The sequence below is a fragment of the Stenotrophomonas sp. STEN056 genome (genome assembly GCF_056759635.1).
The window spans coordinates 1-16,190 of sequence record NZ_JBRRDL010000053.1; the positions used below are offsets into that span (position 1 = coordinate 1).

Genomic DNA, 16,190 nt, shown 5'->3' on the forward strand with positions numbered 1-16,190 from the left:
GGAGGCGGTGGCGCCTCGGGGAGCTGGTGATGCGTTGGTGGCGGCATCTGTGTGCACCCTCGGCGCAGGCGGCCTTTCCGGAGCCGAGCCTGGATCGCATCGCCCAGGCCATTGCCGATGGCGAACGCCGGCACGATGGCCAGGTGATGTTCGCGGTTGAATCGGACCTGCCTTTGTCGGCGCTGTGGCAGGGCGTGAGCCCGCGCGAACGTGCCGAACATGCCTTCGCCGTGCTGCGCACCTGGGACACCCGCGCCAACAACGGCGTGCTGATCTACCTGCTGCTGGCCGACCATGCCATCGAGATCGTGGCCGACCGTGGCCTGCGCGAAGTCGTGGATGTCGATGCCTGGCAGCAGGTCTGCGACCACCTTCGGCTGCCGTTGCAGCAAGGTGAGCGGGAAGCGGCCGTGCTGGCGGCGGTGGCCGAGGTATCGCAACTGCTGGCCCTGCACTTCCCGGCCGATCCTTCACGCCCAGCACGCAACGAATTGCCGGACCGGCCGCAGCTGCTGGGCTGAACCGGCAACGGATTGACCCGATGGCATGGCTTGAGCCGGGGGGAAGCTGCCCTGAGAATAGGCCATCGTTTCGCTGGACAGCACCTGCATGCTCTATCTCCATGACATAGACCCCATCGCCTTCTCGCTGGGGCCGATCAAGGTGCACTGGTACGGCGTCATGTACCTGCTGGGTTTCGCCGCCGCCTGGTGGCTGGGACGCACCCGCATCCGTGCCGGGCGCCTGCCGGGCGTGGACATGAATGGTTTTTCCGACCTGCTGTTCTACGCCATGCTCGGCGTCGTGCTGGGCGGGCGCATCGGCTACATGCTGTTCTATGCAACGTCCGATTTCCTGCACAACCCGCTGATCCTGCTGCGGGTGTGGGAAGGCGGCATGAGCTTCCACGGCGGCCTGCTCGGCGTAGTCGCCGCTGGCTGGTGGTGGACGCGCAAACACAAGCTGCATGTCTTTGACACGCTGGATTTCGTCGCGCCGCTGGTGCCGCTGGGCCTGGGCTTCGGCCGGCTGGGCAACTTCATCGGTGGCGAGCTGTACGGCAAGTTCACCAATGCCGGCTGGGGCGTGATCTTCCCGCATGCGCCGTTGAAGGACATTCCGGCCGGTTTGCCGAGCATGCAGCAACTGATGTCGGCCGCGCAGATTCAGCAGGACCATGCTGCCGGCCTGCTCAACCAGTATGCGCGTCACCCCTCGCAGCTGTATGAAGCGCTGCTGGAAGGCCTGGTGATGTTTGTCGTGCTGTGGGCGTTCTCGATGAAACCGCGTGCGCGCTATGCGGTGTCCGGCCTGTTCGCCTTGATGTACGGCAGCTTCCGCTTCCTGGTCGAGTTTGTGCGCATGCCCGACAACGGCGTGTATGTGGCGTTTGACTGGTTGACCCGTGGCCAGATCCTGAGCCTGCCGTTGATCGTGCTGGGCCTGGGATTGTTGGCAATGTCGCGACGCGCGCCGGTATTGCAGCCGGTGCTGCCTGCAGGGGACAAGGCATGAAGCAATACCTGGATCTGCTGCAGCATGTGCTGGAACACGGCACCGAAAAATCCGACCGCACCGGCACCGGCACGCGCAGCGTGTTCGGTTGGCAGATGCGCTTCGACCTCAACCAGGGTTTCCCGCTGGTCACCACCAAGAAGCTGCACCTGCGCTCGATCATCCACGAGCTGCTGTGGTTTCTGAAGGGCGACACCAACATCGGCTACCTGAAGGACAACAAGGTCAACATCTGGGACGAATGGGCCGATGCCAATGGCGACCTCGGCCCGGTGTACGGCAAGCAGTGGCGCAGCTGGGCGACGGCCGACGGCAGGCAGATCGACCAGATGCAGTGGCTGGTGGAGGAGATCAAGCGCAACCCGGATTCGCGCCGCCTGGTGGTCAGCGCATGGAACGTGGGTGAGTTGTCGCAGATGGCGCTGATGCCCTGTCACAACCTGTTCCAGTTCTACGTGGTCGACGGCAAGCTCAGCTGCCAGCTGTACCAGCGCAGCGGCGACATCTTCCTCGGCGTGCCGTTCAACATCGCCAGCTACGCGCTGCTGACCCACATGGTGGCGCAGGCCACCGGCCTGGGCGTGGGCGATTTCGTGCACACGCTGGGCGACGCGCACCTGTATTCCAACCATTACGAACAGGCCCGCGAACAGCTCTCGCGCGAACCACGCGCGCTACCGAAGCTGTGGTTGAACCCGGAGGTGACCGACCTGTTCGGCTTCCAGTTCGACGACATCCGCATCGACGGCTATGACCCGCATCCGGCGATCAAGGCGCCGGTGGCGGTTTGACGTTTTAGAAAAAGGAGATTCTTCATGCGATGGATGGCATTGTTTTTCGTGGTTATGGTTATGGTTGTGGCGGTGCAGATGCCGGCGTCCGCGGCAAAGCTGGCAAAGCGACCGCAGTCAGAGCAGAACGCTGCCATCTACATGCAGCTCATCAAGCCTGCGCTGCAGAAGTCCCTGGTTGATGATTTGCTGGGCGAACTGGAAGAAAAGTCCCTCGCTCATGCCCCGCCGGGATGGGAGGAGCATTGCGCGGAGATACGGCCTGCGGTGCGTGGGTTGGTGCAAAGCCGAGCTCTCCCTTGGGCGCAGAAGCTGGTGGATGGGGACGAGCTGGCCGAAGGTGCGGCGGCAATTTTGCAGGAGCAGCTGACCGCGGCTGAGAGGCTCTTGATCATCACCGCAATGGACAGTGGCAATGCGGCAATGGCCACTTATCTGGTTGCCAATCACAGAGGGGGGGCAGAACGGCTGAGCGCGCTTTTGGGTGATCAATTGAAGGCTGGGCAGCCGGAGTATTTTTCGGCGGTAACGGAAGGAGCGACTACTGACCTAAGGCCAGTTGTTGACGCGTGTAAAGCCCGCTTGGCCGCGCTGGGCGCAGCGCCATGAAGCTCTCTTTGATCGCCGCACTCGACCGCAACAACGGCATTGGCCACGACAACGCGATGCCGTGGCATCTGCCGGATGATTTCAAACACTTCAAGGCGCTGACCCTCGGCAAGCCGATTCTGATGGGGCGCAAGACCGCCGAGTCTCTCGGGCGTGCGTTGCCGGGGCGGACCAATCTGGTGCTGACCCGCAGCGGGCAGGTGCCGTTCGATGGCATGCGTGCGGTGGCGTCGCTGGCACAGGCGCAGGCCATCGCGGCAGAAGCGGGCGCGGCTGAGTTGTGCGTGATCGGCGGTGGCGAGATCTACCGCATGCTGATCGGGCAGGCCACGGATCTTTACCTGACGTGGGTGGAGACGGAAGTCGCGGCAGACACGCACTTCCCCGAAGTCGACCCGGCGCAATGGCAGGAGATGGACAGCCAACTGCATGCGGCCGATGAGCGGCACGCGTTCGCGTTCCGCTTCGTGCACTACCAGCGACGCTGAGTTGTTCTCAAGCTGAAAGCTACCCCTCCCCAGCCCTCCCCTTGGCTATGCCAAAGGGAGGGGGTAGAAGCACTGGCTGCGTGTGTTGGTGCAGCCATCACGTGATCAGCCCCCTCCCTTTGGCGTAGCCAAGGGGAGGGCTGGGGAGGGGTGTTTTTCGCGCTTCGCTTCTTGCCGCAGCGCTCAGCTCTTCGCAGAAACCCAACCCACCGATCACCCCCGCATCCGGTAGTGGCCAATGATCGTGTGCTGGAACAGTAGATCCTCCTCCTGCGTGCCGCGCGCGATGTTGTGCAGAATCAGCGGCGTGCCATCCGCCGAACGCCGGTCGGAGACGATGCCGATGTGCAGCAACCCATTGCCGTTGAGCTTCCACGCCACGATATCGCCGGGACGGTAATCGCCGGCATGAACAGTGTTCGGCTGCTGCCAGCCTTGCCGCTGGAACCAGCGCATCTGGTTTGGCACGCGACGGTGATCGATGTTCGGATCAGTCCGCTTCAGCCCCCACAGCGCCGGGTACTCGGAAAAATGCGCGCGCATGTCGTCATGGATGCGGGCCTGTAGATCGATGCCTTGTTCGCGCAGTGCGCGGATGATCACATCGGTACAGACCCCACGGTCTTCCGGCACGTCGCCCTTTGGGTACGGTAGGGAGAAATAGGCCGGATCGTAGTGGAGGGTACGCCCGATCTGCGCGCGTGCCGCAGCAACCAAGGGTGGCGACGGCACGGGCGCTGCATCGGCAGGTTCGGCCGAAGACGCGGAATGATCATCTGTCGTGTCGGGGTGCTGCTGGCAGGCACCGAGCAGCAGAACGGCCATCAGCAGTACTGCTGATGACCAGGATTTCACTCGGTTGGCGCCGGCTTGTTCGGGTTGCCACCCGGGTTGCCGTTGCCGCCGCCATTGCCACGCGGGCGATGGCGACGCGGACGCCGGCGCTGTTCGCTGCGCTCGTTGTTGCCACCTTCGCCGCGCGGCTCGGCACGACGTTCGGGCTGTGGCTGCGCCTGCGGCTTGCGCGGCGGCTTTGCACCCGGCACGGGCGCCGGTACGTCGCGTCCTGGCACCTGCACCACGCGCAGCTCTTCGCTGTCCAGCTGCAATGCGGTGAGCTTCCCGCCCCACACCGCGCCGGTATCGATGGCGTGCACGCCCTGGGTGATGGTCAGCCCCAGCGCGGACCAGTGGCCGCAGACCATCTTCAACTCGCGCTCGACCCGGCCCGGGACTTCAAACCACGGGTACATGCCCTGTGCCTGGGTGCCGGGCGTGCCTTTGTCTTCCATACCGATGCGCCCGCTGGGGGTGCAGTAACGCATGCGGGTGAACATGTTGATGATGGCGCGGGAGCGGTCGTAGCCGCTCAGGCCCGGCGACCATGCGGGCTTGTCGCCGTACATGTTGCGGAACAGCTTGCGATAGCCATTGCCGTGCAGCTGCTGCTCGACCTCGCGGGCATGCTTTTCGGCCAGGGCGACGGTCCACTTGGGCGCCAGGCCGGCATGGAACATCATCCAGCCCAGCTCGCGGTCCACGTGTACCAGCTTCTGCAGCCGCAGCCAGTCCAGCAGGACGTTGCGGTCCTCGGCCAGCACGATGCGCTGCAGGTCCGGGTTGACCTTGCGCTGCTCCTCTTCGCTGCGTGCGCCGATGGCCAGCAACGACAGGTCATGGTTGCCCAGTACCACCACCGATTGCTCGCGCAGCGAATGCACCAGCCGCAGCGTTTCCAGCGACTGCCCGCCACGGTTGACCAGGTCGCCACAGAACCACAGCTTGTCAGCGGCCGGGTCGAAGTTGATCTTCTCCAGCAGGCGCTGGGTGACGTCGTAGCAGCCTTGCAGGTCGCCGATTGCCCAGGTCGCCATCAGTGCAGCGTCCTGGGAATGGCCAGCACGAACGGCGCAATTGGCGCGGCGAATTCCGTGCCATCGTCGGCGAGCATGTCGTAATGGCCCTGCATGGTGCCGTGCTCGGTGCCGAGCATGATGCCGGAGGTGTAGCGGAACTCCTCGCCCGGGCGTAGCCGCGGCTGCTCGCCGACCACGCCGTCGCCATCGACATGCTCGACCCGCCCTTCGCCGTCGGTGATGCGCCAATGGCGGCTGATCAGCCGCGCCGGCATGGTGCCGCGGTTGTGGATGCGGATCGTGTAGGCGAACGCAAAGCGCCCGTCTTCAGGGGCCGACTGTTCATCGATGAAACGAGGGGAGACCTCGATCTCGATCGCGTAGTGGCGGGAATCTTCCATGCGGGGAGTGTAAGCAAAAGCAGGTGATCGGAATGCACGAATGCCGCGGTCAGGCGTACGGCAGGTTGGCAAGGCGGATGAAGTCGGCAACTTCCAGTTGTTCTGCGCGTGCATCGCTGCGCACGCCGGCGGCCGCGAACTGGGCCTCGTCGATCACCCCGTTGAGCGCGTTGCGCAGGGTCTTGCGACGTTGGCCGAAAGCGGCCTTGACCACTTCGGCGAAGCGTTTTTGATCGTTGATGCCGACAGTGGCCGGATCGCGGGGTACCAGCCGCACCACGGCCGAGTCCACCTTCGGTGGCGGCCGGAACGCGCCCGGCGGCACCACGAACAGTGCCGAAACTTCGCACCAGGCCTGCAGCATCACGCTCAGGCGGCCGTAGACCTTGCTGCCCGGGCCGGCGGCCATGCGGTCGACCACTTCCTTCTGCAGCATGAAGGTCATGTCCGAGATTGCGGCGGCGTGCTCCAGTGCGTGGAACAGGATCGGCGAGGAGATGTTGTAGGGCAGGTTGCCGACCAGGCGGATCTGCGCGCCGGCAGCCAGCGCGGTGAAATCCACCTGCAGCACGTCACGGTGAACGATGGTCAGTTCGCCCAGCGGCGCGGCGGCTTCGGTGAGGGGGGCGATCAGGTCACGGTCGAACTCGATGACCGTCAGCTTCGGATGGCGGCGCAGCAACGGGAAGGTGATGGCGCCCTGGCCGGGGCCGATTTCGACCAGACGGTCGTCACCCTTGGGGTCCACGGCCAGCACGATCTTCTCGACGTAGTACTTGTCGGCCAGGAAATGCTGGCCCAGCTGCTTCTTGGCCGGAGCCGTGAAGCCGCTGCCTGCACGCGGGGAATGTGAAGAATTCATTGGGGAAGTTTACGTTGTGCAGCCAGCCTGGCGCACAACGCGGTGGCGGCAAACAGGCTGGAGGGGTCGGCCGTGCCCTTGCCGGCCAGGTCCAGCGCGGTGCCGTGGTCCACCGCCACGCGCGGGTAGGGCAGGCCCAGGGTGATGTTGGTGGCCTGCTCGAAACCGCTGTACTTGAGCACTGGCAGGCCTTGGTCGTGATACATGGCCAGCACGGTGTCGAAGCCGGCCAGCTTGGCCGGCAGGAAGGCGGTATCGGCCGGCAGCGGGCCGATCAGGTCCATGCCTTCGCTGCGCAACTGCTCCAGCAGCGGGATCATCACATCCAGCTCTTCGCGGCCCAGGTGCCCGTCCTCGCCGGCATGCGGGTTCAGCCCGAGCACGGCGATACGCGGCCGCGCCAGGCCGAAATCACGGCGCAGTGCGGCATGGGTGGTGTGAATGACCTTGTGCAGACCGCTGGCGGTGATGGCATCGGCCACCTCGCGCAAGGGCAGGTGTGTCGTGGCCAGGGCCACGCGCACGATGTCGTTGGCCAGCATCATCACCACCTCGACGCCGGCCTGGTTGGCCAGCAGCTCGGTAGTACCGCTGTAGGCGATGCCGCCTTCGTTGATCACGGCCTTGTGTACCGGGCCGGTGACCACGCCATCCAGGCTGCCATCCAGGCAGGCCTGTCCGGCACCCAGCAACGCATCGATCACTGCGCGGGCATTGCGGGAATCCGGTGTGCCGAAGCGGCTGGGAACGGCGTTGGCGACCGGGCGCAGGCGCAAGTCGCCGGGCGCACTTGCCTGTGCGTCTTCGGGCAGCAACTGCAGGGGCAAGCCCAGCGCGGCGGCTGCCGCGTGCAGCGTATCGGGGTCTGCAAACGCCAACAGCCGGCAGTCACTGCGCGGCTGTTGGGCGAGTCGGACGCAAAGTTCCGGGCCGATCCCGGAGGGCTCGCCCGGGACCAGAGCGAGCTGGGGAATCATCGGTCAGGGCTTTGCAGGTTCAGGTTCGGCTGTGCCTTCGGCGCGGTCACCGCTGCGGAAGCTGACATAGGCTTCGCCACGCAGTTCCTGCAGGAAACGGTTGTACTCGTCATCCAGCTTGCGGCGGCCAATCTGCTCACGCACCTGGGCGCGCTTGTTGTCATCGGTCACGTCGGTCTGGCGCGTTGCCACGCGCTGGACGATATGCCAGCCCGCATCCGTACGGAATGCGGAGGTCACGCCACCATCGGTGACGCTTTCCACCTGCTTGCCGAAGTCCGGGCCGAAGGCGTCGGCCGGGAACCAGCCCAGGTCGCCGCCCTGGCCACGGCTGTTGGCGTCATCGGAGGATTCCTTGGCCACGGCCTGGAAGTCGGCGCCGCCGGCAATCTGGGCGCGCAGGGTTTCGATCCTGGCCTTGGCAGCGGCGTCGCTGACCTGGTCGGTCACGCGGACCAGGATATGGCGGGCGTGGTATTCGGTGACCTTGCTGGTATCGCCACCGGCGTTGCCGTCACGCACTTCCACCAACTTCAGCAACTGGAAGCCGCTGGGGCCGCGGATCGGGCCAAGCACATCGCCGGCCTTCATGTTCTTGATCTGGTTGGAGAACGCGCTGGGGATTTCATCCAGACTGCGCCAGCCCAGATCACCGCTTTCCAGTGCGTTGGGGCTGTCCGAGTAACGCACCGCAGCGGCGGCGAAATCCAGCTCACCCTTGTCCAGCAGGTTCTTGATGCCATCAACCTTGCTCTGGCCGGTGGCGATCTGCTCGGCGCTGGCGCCTTCAGGCAGGGCTACCAGGATGTGGGCAAGGTGGTACTGCGCGCCGCCGGCGTTCTGCTGGGCCAGGGCGGCATCGACCTCGCCCTCGCTGACGCTGATGCGGCTCTGGGCAAAGCTCTGGCGCAGGCGCTGGGTGATGATTTCCTCGCGGACCGAGTTGCGGAAATCGGAGAAGCCAATACCGTCCTGGGCCAGGCGCTGGCGCAGGCCATCGACCGTGGTGCCGTTCTGCTGGGCAATGCTGTTGATCGCGTGGTTCAACTCTTCGTCGCTGACGCGGATGCCGCTGCCGTCGGCGCGGGCCACCTGCAGCTTGACCAACACCAGACGCTCCAGCACCTGGCGTTCCAGCACCCCATCGGGCGGCAACTGGGCTTCGCGGCCGGCGTATTGGCCCTTGATGTTGTTGACCGCGCGCTGCAGCTCACTCTGCAGGATCACGTCCTCGTCAACGATGGCGGCGATGCGGTCCAGCGGCTGGTTCTGCTGCTGGGCGGCTGCCGGAGCAGCCACACCGGAAAACGCCAGCAAGGTGGCGAGGACTGCGGGAAGGGTCTTGGTCATGGAATCAGGTTCGGATCGTAGTCGTCCTCGAGCGCCTGGATATTGCTGGGCGGCACAAGGTACAGGTCGTCTCGGTTGTACCCGAGAATAGCACGGCGCAAGGTGCGGTCCGTGTCTTGTCCCACCGAGCTCAGGCCCTTGAGCACGAACTCGATCTGGAAGGAGTTGTTGAGGTCACCCTCGCGGTTGCGCACATAGCGACGGGCCAGCGCGCGCACGGCCAGGCAGCAGCTGTCCCACTGCACGCCACCGATGATCTCCAGCGGCTTCTTGTCCGCTTCCAGCAGCGAGTAGTAGTAGCGTCCGACGATGCTCCAGCGCGGGTTGATCGGGTACAGGAACGAGAAATCCACCTGCTTGAGCTGATCTTCAAGCTTGCCGCTTACGGCGCTGGGGTTACCGCGGTAGCGGTAGCTAAGGTTGATGATGCCGTCGTTCGGGAACAGATAACGGGCGCGAACGCTGGCGAGATCTTCCTTGCGGTACTTTGGGTTCCACTGGTAGGTGCTGCCCAGGGTCCAGCGGTCAGTAACCGCCCAGTTGACGTCAGCCACCCAGACGGACTTGCTGTCGCGTTGGATCGGATCATTGGGATTGAGGGTGACCAGTGAATCCTCGAAATAGCTGATTTGACCGATGCTGGCCGACAGCTTTTCACGCCCGTCTTCCTGGCGGATCAGGCGGGTGGTCAGCGCCGTGGTCAGCTGGTTGGCGTCGTTCTGGCGGTCCGCGCCGGTGAAGCGGGAGTCGCGGAACAACTGGCCCCAGCTGAAGGTGAAGGCGCGGGTGTCGAACAGCGGCATGTCGTCCTGGTTGCGGTACGGGGTGTTCAGATAGAACAGCCGTGGCTCCAGGGTATTGAGGTAGGACGTGCCCCCGATGCGGGTCTCGCGGTCGAAGAACAGGCCCATGTCGATGCTGCCGATTGGCACGCTGCGGCTGGGCGACGTGTTGCCGCGCAGTTGTTCCGGTGTCGGGTTGGTGATATTGGCCGCTTGCAATTGTTTGAGGCGGATGTCATCGGCCAGCCCGCGTTCCAGGTCATAGGCGGTGTAGCGCCAGGCCAGCGTGGGCGTGATGTACCAGGAAGCACCGGCCAGCGGCATCGAGATGTAAGGCTTGATGTCCAGACGTGAGCCGCCGGGTCTGGGGGTTACCTGGCCGGTGCGAACATACTCGCCATCGGCATCAATCCGCTTCTCATGGATGTCGTCGTGGGTGAACCGTACGGCCTCGGCATAGACGCCGGTTTCAAACCAGTTGCCATAGCTCTCCTCCCAGGTGCCAAACAGGCGTGGCTGGCGGCTGAAAGGCAGCGAGCGTTCGGTCAGGGTGTAATCCGTCAGCTGCCACTCGTCAGCCATCAGGCCGGCGGTCCAACTGCGGCCGGAGCCATAGATGCCGGCCGTGCTCTGGATGTTGGAGGCGGTGACGCCCAGCAGGCGGCTGGCGAAGTCCTCCACATAACGTTCGTCGCTGACCCAGCCCAGGTTGGCGCGTGCCTGCCAGTGGCGGTTGATGTTGTGGTAGCCGTTGAACAGCACCTGGCCGCGGTCCTTGTCGCGCAGCGAATCGTTGGGCAGGTACGAGGTGTCCAACTGGCCCTTGCCGCCGGAATAGAGGTAGCGGAACTCGTTGTACAGCATCAGCCCGCGCTTGCTCATGTAGCGGGGGGTCAGCGTGTCGTCGTAGTTCGGGGCCAGGTTGAAATAGATCGGCTGCGCGTAGTCGAAGCCGTTGCGGCCGGACAGGCTCAGCTTGGGGTAGAGCAGGCCGGTCTGGCGGCGGTCATCGATCGGGAACTTGAACCAAGGCGCATACAGCACCGGCACCTTGCCGATACGCAGCACCGCGTTGCGGGCGGTGCCAAAGCCGGCCTCGTTGTCTACTTCGATCTGTGGCGCGTTCAGCTTCCACACCGGCTGCGAAGGGTCGCAGGTGGTGTAGGAGGATTGGTGCATCTGCCCGACCGAGCCCTGCAGGTCGATGGACTCGGCGCCGCCGTTGCCGCGCCGGGAGACCAACTGATACTGGATGTTGCTGATCTTGTGGGTGTCCGATTCCTGATTGCCTTCGGCGCGCTCGGCCATCATCCGGATCGAGCTGTCCGAGTAGCGGACATTGCCCTCGGCGATGTAATTGCCGGTTTCGGTGTCGATGCGCAGGCTGTCGGTTCCCATGAACTGGTCGCCGCGCTTCAACACGACATTGCCCTGGTACTGGGGAATGCTGCTGGTGCCGCTGAGCTCATTGCCTTCGATATCGGTGGGCAACTGCTCGCGGTTGGCGGCGGCAGCCGGGTCGGCCGCTGGCGCGTCGCTGAAGGCGGGCAGGACTTCGGTGGCGGGGCAAAGACCCCAGTTCACCGGCTTGTCATCGGCCATGGCGGGCAGGCAGATGGCAATTCCCAAGGGTAACGGAAGCAGGCGGAAGGCTCGGCGCACGCGGTTCGGATTCGGGGGAAAACGGCCGCTAGCTTGCCCCATCGCCTGCATGGGAGCAATGAAGGCATTGGCGCGGAGCCGGTTCGGGTTCATTGACCCGGCCGGCGTGTCCACCGGGTGCGTGCACGGCCGGGAACCGCGCGCGGTGCCCGTATGAACGGGGATGGCGCGGTGGGACGGTGTCAGTTGTCCAGCAGTGCCTGGACATGGGCTACGCTGCATTCGCGCAGGGCCTGCAGGTCGTAGCCGCCTTCCAGCAGGGAAACCACGCGGCCGTTGGCGTGGCGATTGGCGATGCGGGCCAGCTCGGTGCTCAGCCAGCCGAAATCCTCGGTTTCCACCATCAGGTCGGCCTGCGGGTCGCGCATGTGCGCGTCGAAACCGGCGGAGATGAACAACAACTGCGGTCGGAAGGCATCAATCTGCGGCAGCATTTCGTCGGCCCAGGTGTTGCGGAAGCGGAAGCCGCCGCTGCCGGGCGGCAGCAGGATGTTGCAGACATTGCCCACGCCGCGTTCGCGCATGCTGCCCGAATAGGGAAACAGGCCCGATTGGTGGGTGCTGTAGTAGGCCACCTGTGGGTCGGTTTCAAAGATTGCCTGGGTGCCGTTGCCGTGGTGGACGTCGAAATCGACGATGGCGATGCGCTCCAGGCCGTATTTGTCGCGTGCATAGGCGGCCGCGATGGCGACGTTGTTGAACAGGCAGAAGCCCATCGCGGTATCGGCGGTGGCGTGATGGCCCGGTGGGCGCACCGCGCAGAACGCACGCCGGTTGCCGTCCTCCAGCATCACTGCATCCACCGCTGCCACCCCGGCGCCGGCGGCATGCAGGGCGGCACTGGCCGAGCCGGGCGAGGTGAAGGTGTCCAGGTCGATGCGCCGCAGCTGCTGGGCCTGCGGCTGCAGGACGTCGTCGATCAATTCGCGGCAGTGCACCCGGGCCAGCTCACCGAGCTTGGCCGGTGGCGCTTCGCGCCATTGCAGTTGCTCGGGGAACTCGCCGCGCAGCGCGGCGATCACCTCGCGCAGGCGTTCCGGGGATTCGGGGTGATCAACGCCCGGGTCATGGCCCAGGCAGGCAGGGTGGGTGAATACGAGCATGGCCAAACTGTAACCGGCCGCGCAGAGGTTTGCGCGGCGGTTACGGCCAGAACATCAGCCGCGGCGGCGTTCGTGGTTCCACAGCACTTCGCCGTGGCCGTCGGCACGGGCCAGTACCCGGGCCAGCACGAACAGCAGGTCGGACAGGCGGTTGAGATAGCGCACCGCTTCGCCGCGCACTTCTTCCACCCGGGCCAGGGCAACGGTTTCGCGCTCGGCCCGGCGCACGATGGTGCGGGCCAGGTGACAACGTGCGGCACCTTCGCCACCGGCGGGCAGGATGAAATCCTTCAGCGGTGGCAGGTCGTCGTTGTAACGGTCCAGGTGCTGCTCCAGCGCGTCGATGTCGGCGGCGTGGATGGCGGCGTGGCCGGGGATGCACAGCTCCCCGCCCAGGTCGAACAACTGGTGCTGGATGGTGGTCAGCAGGTTGCGCACGTCCTCGGGCAGAGCCACGGCCAGCAGCACGCCGATGGCCGAGTTGGCCTCATCGACGGTGCCGTAGGCGTTGACCCGGAACGAATCCTTGCCGGTGCGGCTGCCATCGCCCAAGCCGGTGCTGCCATCGTCGCCGGTGCGGGTGTAGATCCTGGAAAGGCGGTTACCCATGGTTGCAGGCGGCCCTTAGTGGGCAACGCGGCCGTTGGCCGACTGCTTGCCGGCCACTTCCACGGCGACCTGCACCAGCGCGGCGGCGCCGGTGTACAGGGCGGCGGTGCGAAGGTACGGCAGCAGCCAATCGGTGTAGTTCTTGGCCCAGCCGGCGAAGGTCGGCTCGGCGACCGAAGCGCTGATCCAGTAGAAGCTGCCCTGGGCAATCAGGTGGCACAGCGCCACCGAGCCGATCAGGGTGGCGGCAAACAGGCCCAGCGACTGCAGGCTGGCGCTCTTGTAATGACGGCGCAGCAGCATGCCGCCGGCCCACATGGCGAAGTACGCCGGGATCAGCATCCAGTAAGCGGCTGAGACGCAGTAGTGCTGCCAGAAGCTCATGCCCTGGCTGGAAATGACCGCCCAATCGACAACCACCGCCAGGCCCATCAGCAGCGGGAACGCCCAGCGGGTCCAGCTGCGCAGGTAGAAGCCGCCAATGAAGAACACCGCCCAGGACGCGTCCGGGATCGGCGCGAAATGGTTGATGCGGGTGCCTGCCATCAGCAATACCAGCAGGGACAGGACGAAGACACGTTGGGCGTTGGCGGTCATGACAGTGATCGGTTCGGCGGAATCAGGCGGCCATTCTAGCCGCAGTGCGGGTGAACCTGCGGTTGCAGCGCCGCATGACCGGGGCCGACGCGGGCGGGGGAACCCTTATCATGGCGGGCATGAGTGCGAACCATGACGTAGTGATCGTAGGCGGCGGGCTGGTGGGTGCCAGCCTGGCCATTGCCCTGGATGGGCTGGGATTGGACGTGGGCCTGGTGGAAGCCACCCCCGGCGGCACGTTGCCGGCGGTGTTCGACCAGCGCAACCTCAGTTTTGCCGCCGCCACTGTCAATGCGCTGACCGCGTTGGGGGTGATGCAGCGGCTGGGCAACCCGGCAGGCCCGATCCGGCGTATCCATGTCAGCCGCGCCGGTGATTTCGGCCGGGTGGTGATGCAGGCGCAGGACTACGGCCGCGAGGCATTCGGCCAGGTGGTGGTGGCGCGCGACTTCGGCCAGGCGCTGGAAGCGCGGCTGGCGGAGTTGAAGCACCTGACCCGTTACCGCCCGGCAAGCTTTGTTGGGCTGGGCGCCAGTGCGGAAGGCCGCCGCGAAGTGGTGATTGCCGACGCCGATGGCGAGCGTCGCCTGCAGGCGCGGCTGGTGGTCGGTGCCGATGGCACCCGCAGCGCGGTGCGTCAGGCCCTGGGCATCGACGTCACCGAACACGACTATCTGCAGACCTTGTTCGTGGCGCGGGTGCGCCCGGCCAAGGCGCCCGATGGCAGCGCCTACGAGCGCTTCACCGATACCGGCCCGACGGCGTTGCTGCCGCGCGGCGACCGCCATTACGGCGTGGTCCACGGCGTTGCGCGCGACCAGGCTGATGCGGTGATGGCGCTGAGCGACGACGCCTGGCTGGCACGCCTGCAGGACGCGGTGGGCTGGCGCGCCGGGCGCCTGCTGGAAAGCGGGCCGCGCAGCGCGTATCCGCTGATCCAGGTGCTGGCGAAGAAGCTGGTGGGCGCGCGCGCGCTGCTGCTGGGCAATGCCGCGCAGACGATTCACCCGCTTGGCGCGCAGGGTTTCAACCTGGGCCTGCGCGATGCGCTGACCCTGGCCGAGTTGATCGGCGATGCGTCGCAGGACCCGGGCAGTGAGGCGCTGCTGCAGGCCTATGTGCAACGGCGGGGGCCTGACCGCGAGCAGACCTTGGCGTTCTCCGATGGCCTGGCGCGTCTGACCAGCAATGCTTCGCCATTGATGCGCCCACTGCGCAGCCTGGGCCTGGTGGCCGCGGCGCAGGCGATGCCGGTGCAGTCGTTCCTGGTTGGCGGCGCGATGGGTTTCCGTGGGCAGGTGCCCGAGTTGTGCAGGAGCGAAGTGCGATGAGCCGCCGTGGGCAATGGGATGTCGTCGTGGTTGGTGGCGGTGTGGTGGGCGGTGCCTGCGCGCTGGCGCTGGCCAAGGAAGGTTTGCAGGTCGCCCTGGTGGAAGGCCGCGAGCCTTCGCCGTGGTCGTCGCAGCGGCCGGATCTGCGGGTATTTGCCTTCGCCGCCGACAACGCGGCGCTGTTCGATTCGCTGGGCGTGTGGTCGCCGGTGGAACAGGGCCGCGTCTGCGCGTATCGCCGCATGCGGGTATGGGATGCCGGCGGTGGTGGCGACCTGACTTTTGATGCGGACACGCTGGGCCGGCGCGAGCTGGGCTGGATCGTTGAGAACGGCCTGCTGGTGGACCGGCTGTGGGCCGCGCTGCCGGCCGCCGGCGTGCAGGTGTATTGCCCGGCGCGCGTGGATGCGATGGAGCAGGATGCACAGGGCGTGCGTCTGCGGCTGGACGATGGCCGGCGCATCGAGGCGTCCATCGCCATTGCGGCTGATGGTGCCGAATCGACATTGCGCACGCTGGCCGGGCTGGACGTCACCCGCCACGAATATGGCCAACGCGGCGTGGTTGGTTATGTCGACAGCGAACTGCCCAATGAAGCCACCGCGTGGCAGCGTTTTCTCGATACCGGCCCGTTGGCGGTGCTGCCGTATGACACGCACCGCAGTTCCATCGTCTGGACGCTGCCCGATGCCGAAGCCGAGCGGGTGCTGGCACTGGACGAGGCGAGCTTTGGCCGCGAATTGACCAATGCATTCGCCGGCCGCCTGGGCAAGATGACCCTGGCTTCACCGCGCGCTGCGTTCCCGCTGCGCCGACAGTTGGCCAAGGGCTATGTCGCCGGGCGCGTGCTGACCCTGGGCGACGCCGCGCATGTGGTGCATCCGCTGGCCGGGCAGGGCGTGAACCTGGGCTTGCGTGATGTCGCCGCGCTGCGTGACCTGGTCCGCGACGCGAAACAGCGGCGACAGGATTGGACATCGGCGCACCGCCTGCAGCGCTGGGCGCGCACGCGCCGCAGCGAGAACACCGTGGCGGCCTACAGTTTTGATGCGATCAACAAGGTGTTCTCCAACGACGAGATGCACCTCACCCTGGCGCGTGGCGCGCTGCTGGGTTTGGCCGGGCGCATGCCGCCGTTGTTGTCACTGTTCTGGAAACGCGCGTCGGGGTTGTGAGGCAATGTAGTGCCGTAGTGGGGGGGGGCGGGGGGGCGGGGGGGGGGGTGGGATAGGCGCCCCGCCCCCCCGCCCCGGCCGC

General features: G+C 65.8%; 17 protein-coding genes. 7 read left to right on the top strand and 10 right to left on the bottom strand.

All coding sequences use genetic code 11. The features are described 5' to 3' along the window. Positions 1–29 precede the first annotated feature (29 nt). The 5 genes from ACVOLO_RS17585 (at position 30) to ACVOLO_RS17605 (ending at position 3,403) form a co-directional block, all read left to right on the top strand. Complete coding sequence (locus tag ACVOLO_RS17585; protein ID WP_481571632.1) at positions 30–521, top strand: TPM domain-containing protein; 492 nt, start codon at positions 30–32, stop codon at positions 519–521. 88 nt (positions 522–609) lie between these two features. Continuing rightward, positions 610–1,515 (top strand): prolipoprotein diacylglyceryl transferase, encoded by a 906-nt coding sequence (lgt, locus tag ACVOLO_RS17590; RefSeq protein ID WP_481571616.1) that lies wholly within the window; start codon positions 610–612, stop codon positions 1,513–1,515. Next, entirely contained in the window at positions 1,512–2,306 is a 795-nt protein-coding gene (locus ACVOLO_RS17595) for a thymidylate synthase (protein WP_481571617.1), read from the top strand. The genes lgt and ACVOLO_RS17595 overlap by 4 nt, the downstream gene beginning before the upstream one ends. A gap of 24 nt (positions 2,307–2,330) precedes the next feature. Beyond that, complete coding sequence (locus ACVOLO_RS17600; RefSeq protein ID WP_481571618.1) at positions 2,331–2,915, top strand: hypothetical protein; 585 nt, start codon at positions 2,331–2,333, stop codon at positions 2,913–2,915. Continuing rightward, positions 2,912–3,403, top strand: coding sequence for a dihydrofolate reductase (locus tag ACVOLO_RS17605; protein WP_481571619.1), 492 nt, complete (start codon positions 2,912–2,914; stop codon positions 3,401–3,403). Before ACVOLO_RS17600 ends, ACVOLO_RS17605 begins: the two co-directional genes overlap by 4 nt. A 213-nt stretch (positions 3,404–3,616) precedes the next feature. On the opposite strand, the gene ACVOLO_RS17610 is transcribed toward ACVOLO_RS17605, so the two are convergent. From ACVOLO_RS17610 to ACVOLO_RS17655, 10 genes are all read right to left on the bottom strand, one after another. After that, complete coding sequence (locus ACVOLO_RS17610; protein WP_481571620.1) at positions 3,617–4,228, bottom strand: DUF1287 domain-containing protein; 612 nt, start codon at positions 4,226–4,228, stop codon at positions 3,617–3,619. A 26-nt stretch (positions 4,229–4,254) separates the two neighbouring features. Then, positions 4,255–5,277 (bottom strand): symmetrical bis(5'-nucleosyl)-tetraphosphatase, encoded by a 1,023-nt coding sequence (locus ACVOLO_RS17615; RefSeq protein ID WP_481571621.1) that lies wholly within the window; start codon positions 5,275–5,277, stop codon positions 4,255–4,257. Continuing rightward, positions 5,277–5,660: a Co2+/Mg2+ efflux protein ApaG gene (apaG, locus tag ACVOLO_RS17620; RefSeq protein ID WP_481571622.1), complete on the bottom strand. Its 384-nt coding sequence runs from the start codon at positions 5,658–5,660 to the stop codon at positions 5,277–5,279. The genes ACVOLO_RS17615 and apaG overlap by 1 nt, the downstream gene beginning before the upstream one ends. A gap of 49 nt (positions 5,661–5,709) precedes the next feature. After that, positions 5,710–6,522 carry a 16S rRNA (adenine(1518)-N(6)/adenine(1519)-N(6))-dimethyltransferase RsmA gene (rsmA, locus tag ACVOLO_RS17625; protein ID WP_481571623.1) on the bottom strand — a complete coding sequence of 271 codons (813 nt, stop codon included), beginning with the start codon at positions 6,520–6,522 and terminating at the stop codon, positions 5,710–5,712. Next, positions 6,519–7,499 (bottom strand): 4-hydroxythreonine-4-phosphate dehydrogenase PdxA, encoded by a 981-nt coding sequence (gene pdxA, locus ACVOLO_RS17630; protein WP_481571624.1) that lies wholly within the window; start codon positions 7,497–7,499, stop codon positions 6,519–6,521. The genes rsmA and pdxA overlap by 4 nt, the downstream gene beginning before the upstream one ends. A gap of 3 nt (positions 7,500–7,502) precedes the next feature. Further along, positions 7,503–8,849 (bottom strand): peptidylprolyl isomerase, encoded by a 1,347-nt coding sequence (locus tag ACVOLO_RS17635; protein ID WP_481571625.1) that lies wholly within the window; start codon positions 8,847–8,849, stop codon positions 7,503–7,505. Beyond that, positions 8,846–11,293, bottom strand: a complete 2,448-nt coding sequence (gene lptD, locus ACVOLO_RS17640) for an LPS-assembly protein LptD (protein ID WP_481571626.1) — start codon at positions 11,291–11,293, stop codon at positions 8,846–8,848. Before lptD ends, ACVOLO_RS17635 begins: the two co-directional genes overlap by 4 nt. A gap of 182 nt (positions 11,294–11,475) precedes the next feature. Next, positions 11,476–12,396 (bottom strand): histone deacetylase family protein, encoded by a 921-nt coding sequence (locus ACVOLO_RS17645; RefSeq protein WP_481571627.1) that lies wholly within the window; start codon positions 12,394–12,396, stop codon positions 11,476–11,478. A 54-nt stretch (positions 12,397–12,450) separates the two neighbouring features. Continuing rightward, positions 12,451–13,005 (bottom strand): cob(I)yrinic acid a,c-diamide adenosyltransferase, encoded by a 555-nt coding sequence (locus ACVOLO_RS17650; protein ID WP_481571628.1) that lies wholly within the window; start codon positions 13,003–13,005, stop codon positions 12,451–12,453. A gap of 15 nt (positions 13,006–13,020) precedes the next feature. Then, positions 13,021–13,602 (bottom strand): hypothetical protein, encoded by a 582-nt coding sequence (locus tag ACVOLO_RS17655; RefSeq protein ID WP_481571629.1) that lies wholly within the window; start codon positions 13,600–13,602, stop codon positions 13,021–13,023. A 119-nt stretch (positions 13,603–13,721) separates the two neighbouring features. Here ACVOLO_RS17655 and ubiH point away from each other — a divergent pair, with 119 nt between their 5' ends. Together ubiH and ACVOLO_RS17665 are read left to right on the top strand one after the other, a co-directional pair. Next, positions 13,722–14,933: a 2-octaprenyl-6-methoxyphenyl hydroxylase gene (gene ubiH, locus ACVOLO_RS17660; protein WP_481571630.1), complete on the top strand. Its 1,212-nt coding sequence runs from the start codon at positions 13,722–13,724 to the stop codon at positions 14,931–14,933. Then, complete coding sequence (locus tag ACVOLO_RS17665; protein ID WP_481571631.1) at positions 14,930–16,108, top strand: UbiH/UbiF family hydroxylase; 1,179 nt, start codon at positions 14,930–14,932, stop codon at positions 16,106–16,108. The genes ubiH and ACVOLO_RS17665 overlap by 4 nt, the downstream gene beginning before the upstream one ends. Positions 16,109–16,190: the final 82 nt, after the last annotated feature.

Coding starts and splice junctions, on each gene's coding strand:
- ACVOLO_RS17615 (WP_481571621.1), bottom strand. CDS start 5,277: ATGGCGACCTGGGCAATCGGCGACCTGCAAGGCTGCTACGACGTCACC.
- ACVOLO_RS17600 (WP_481571618.1), top strand. CDS start 2,331: ATGCGATGGATGGCATTGTTTTTCGTGGTTATGGTTATGGTTGTGGCG.
- ACVOLO_RS17655 (WP_481571629.1), bottom strand. CDS start 13,602: ATGACCGCCAACGCCCAACGTGTCTTCGTCCTGTCCCTGCTGGTATTG.
- ubiH (WP_481571630.1), top strand. CDS start 13,722: ATGAGTGCGAACCATGACGTAGTGATCGTAGGCGGCGGGCTGGTGGGT.
- ACVOLO_RS17645 (WP_481571627.1), bottom strand. CDS start 12,396: ATGCTCGTATTCACCCACCCTGCCTGCCTGGGCCATGACCCGGGCGTT.
- pdxA (WP_481571624.1), bottom strand. CDS start 7,499: ATGATTCCCCAGCTCGCTCTGGTCCCGGGCGAGCCCTCCGGGATCGGC.
- ACVOLO_RS17665 (WP_481571631.1), top strand. CDS start 14,930: ATGAGCCGCCGTGGGCAATGGGATGTCGTCGTGGTTGGTGGCGGTGTG.
- ACVOLO_RS17635 (WP_481571625.1), bottom strand. CDS start 8,849: ATGACCAAGACCCTTCCCGCAGTCCTCGCCACCTTGCTGGCGTTTTCC.
- apaG (WP_481571622.1), bottom strand. CDS start 5,660: ATGGAAGATTCCCGCCACTACGCGATCGAGATCGAGGTCTCCCCTCGT.
- rsmA (WP_481571623.1), bottom strand. CDS start 6,522: ATGAATTCTTCACATTCCCCGCGTGCAGGCAGCGGCTTCACGGCTCCG.
- ACVOLO_RS17605 (WP_481571619.1), top strand. CDS start 2,912: ATGAAGCTCTCTTTGATCGCCGCACTCGACCGCAACAACGGCATTGGC.
- lgt (WP_481571616.1), top strand. CDS start 610: ATGCTCTATCTCCATGACATAGACCCCATCGCCTTCTCGCTGGGGCCG.
- ACVOLO_RS17650 (WP_481571628.1), bottom strand. CDS start 13,005: ATGGGTAACCGCCTTTCCAGGATCTACACCCGCACCGGCGACGATGGC.
- ACVOLO_RS17595 (WP_481571617.1), top strand. CDS start 1,512: ATGAAGCAATACCTGGATCTGCTGCAGCATGTGCTGGAACACGGCACC.
- ACVOLO_RS17610 (WP_481571620.1), bottom strand. CDS start 4,228: ATGGCCGTTCTGCTGCTCGGTGCCTGCCAGCAGCACCCCGACACGACA.
- ACVOLO_RS17585 (WP_481571632.1), top strand. CDS start 30: ATGCGTTGGTGGCGGCATCTGTGTGCACCCTCGGCGCAGGCGGCCTTT.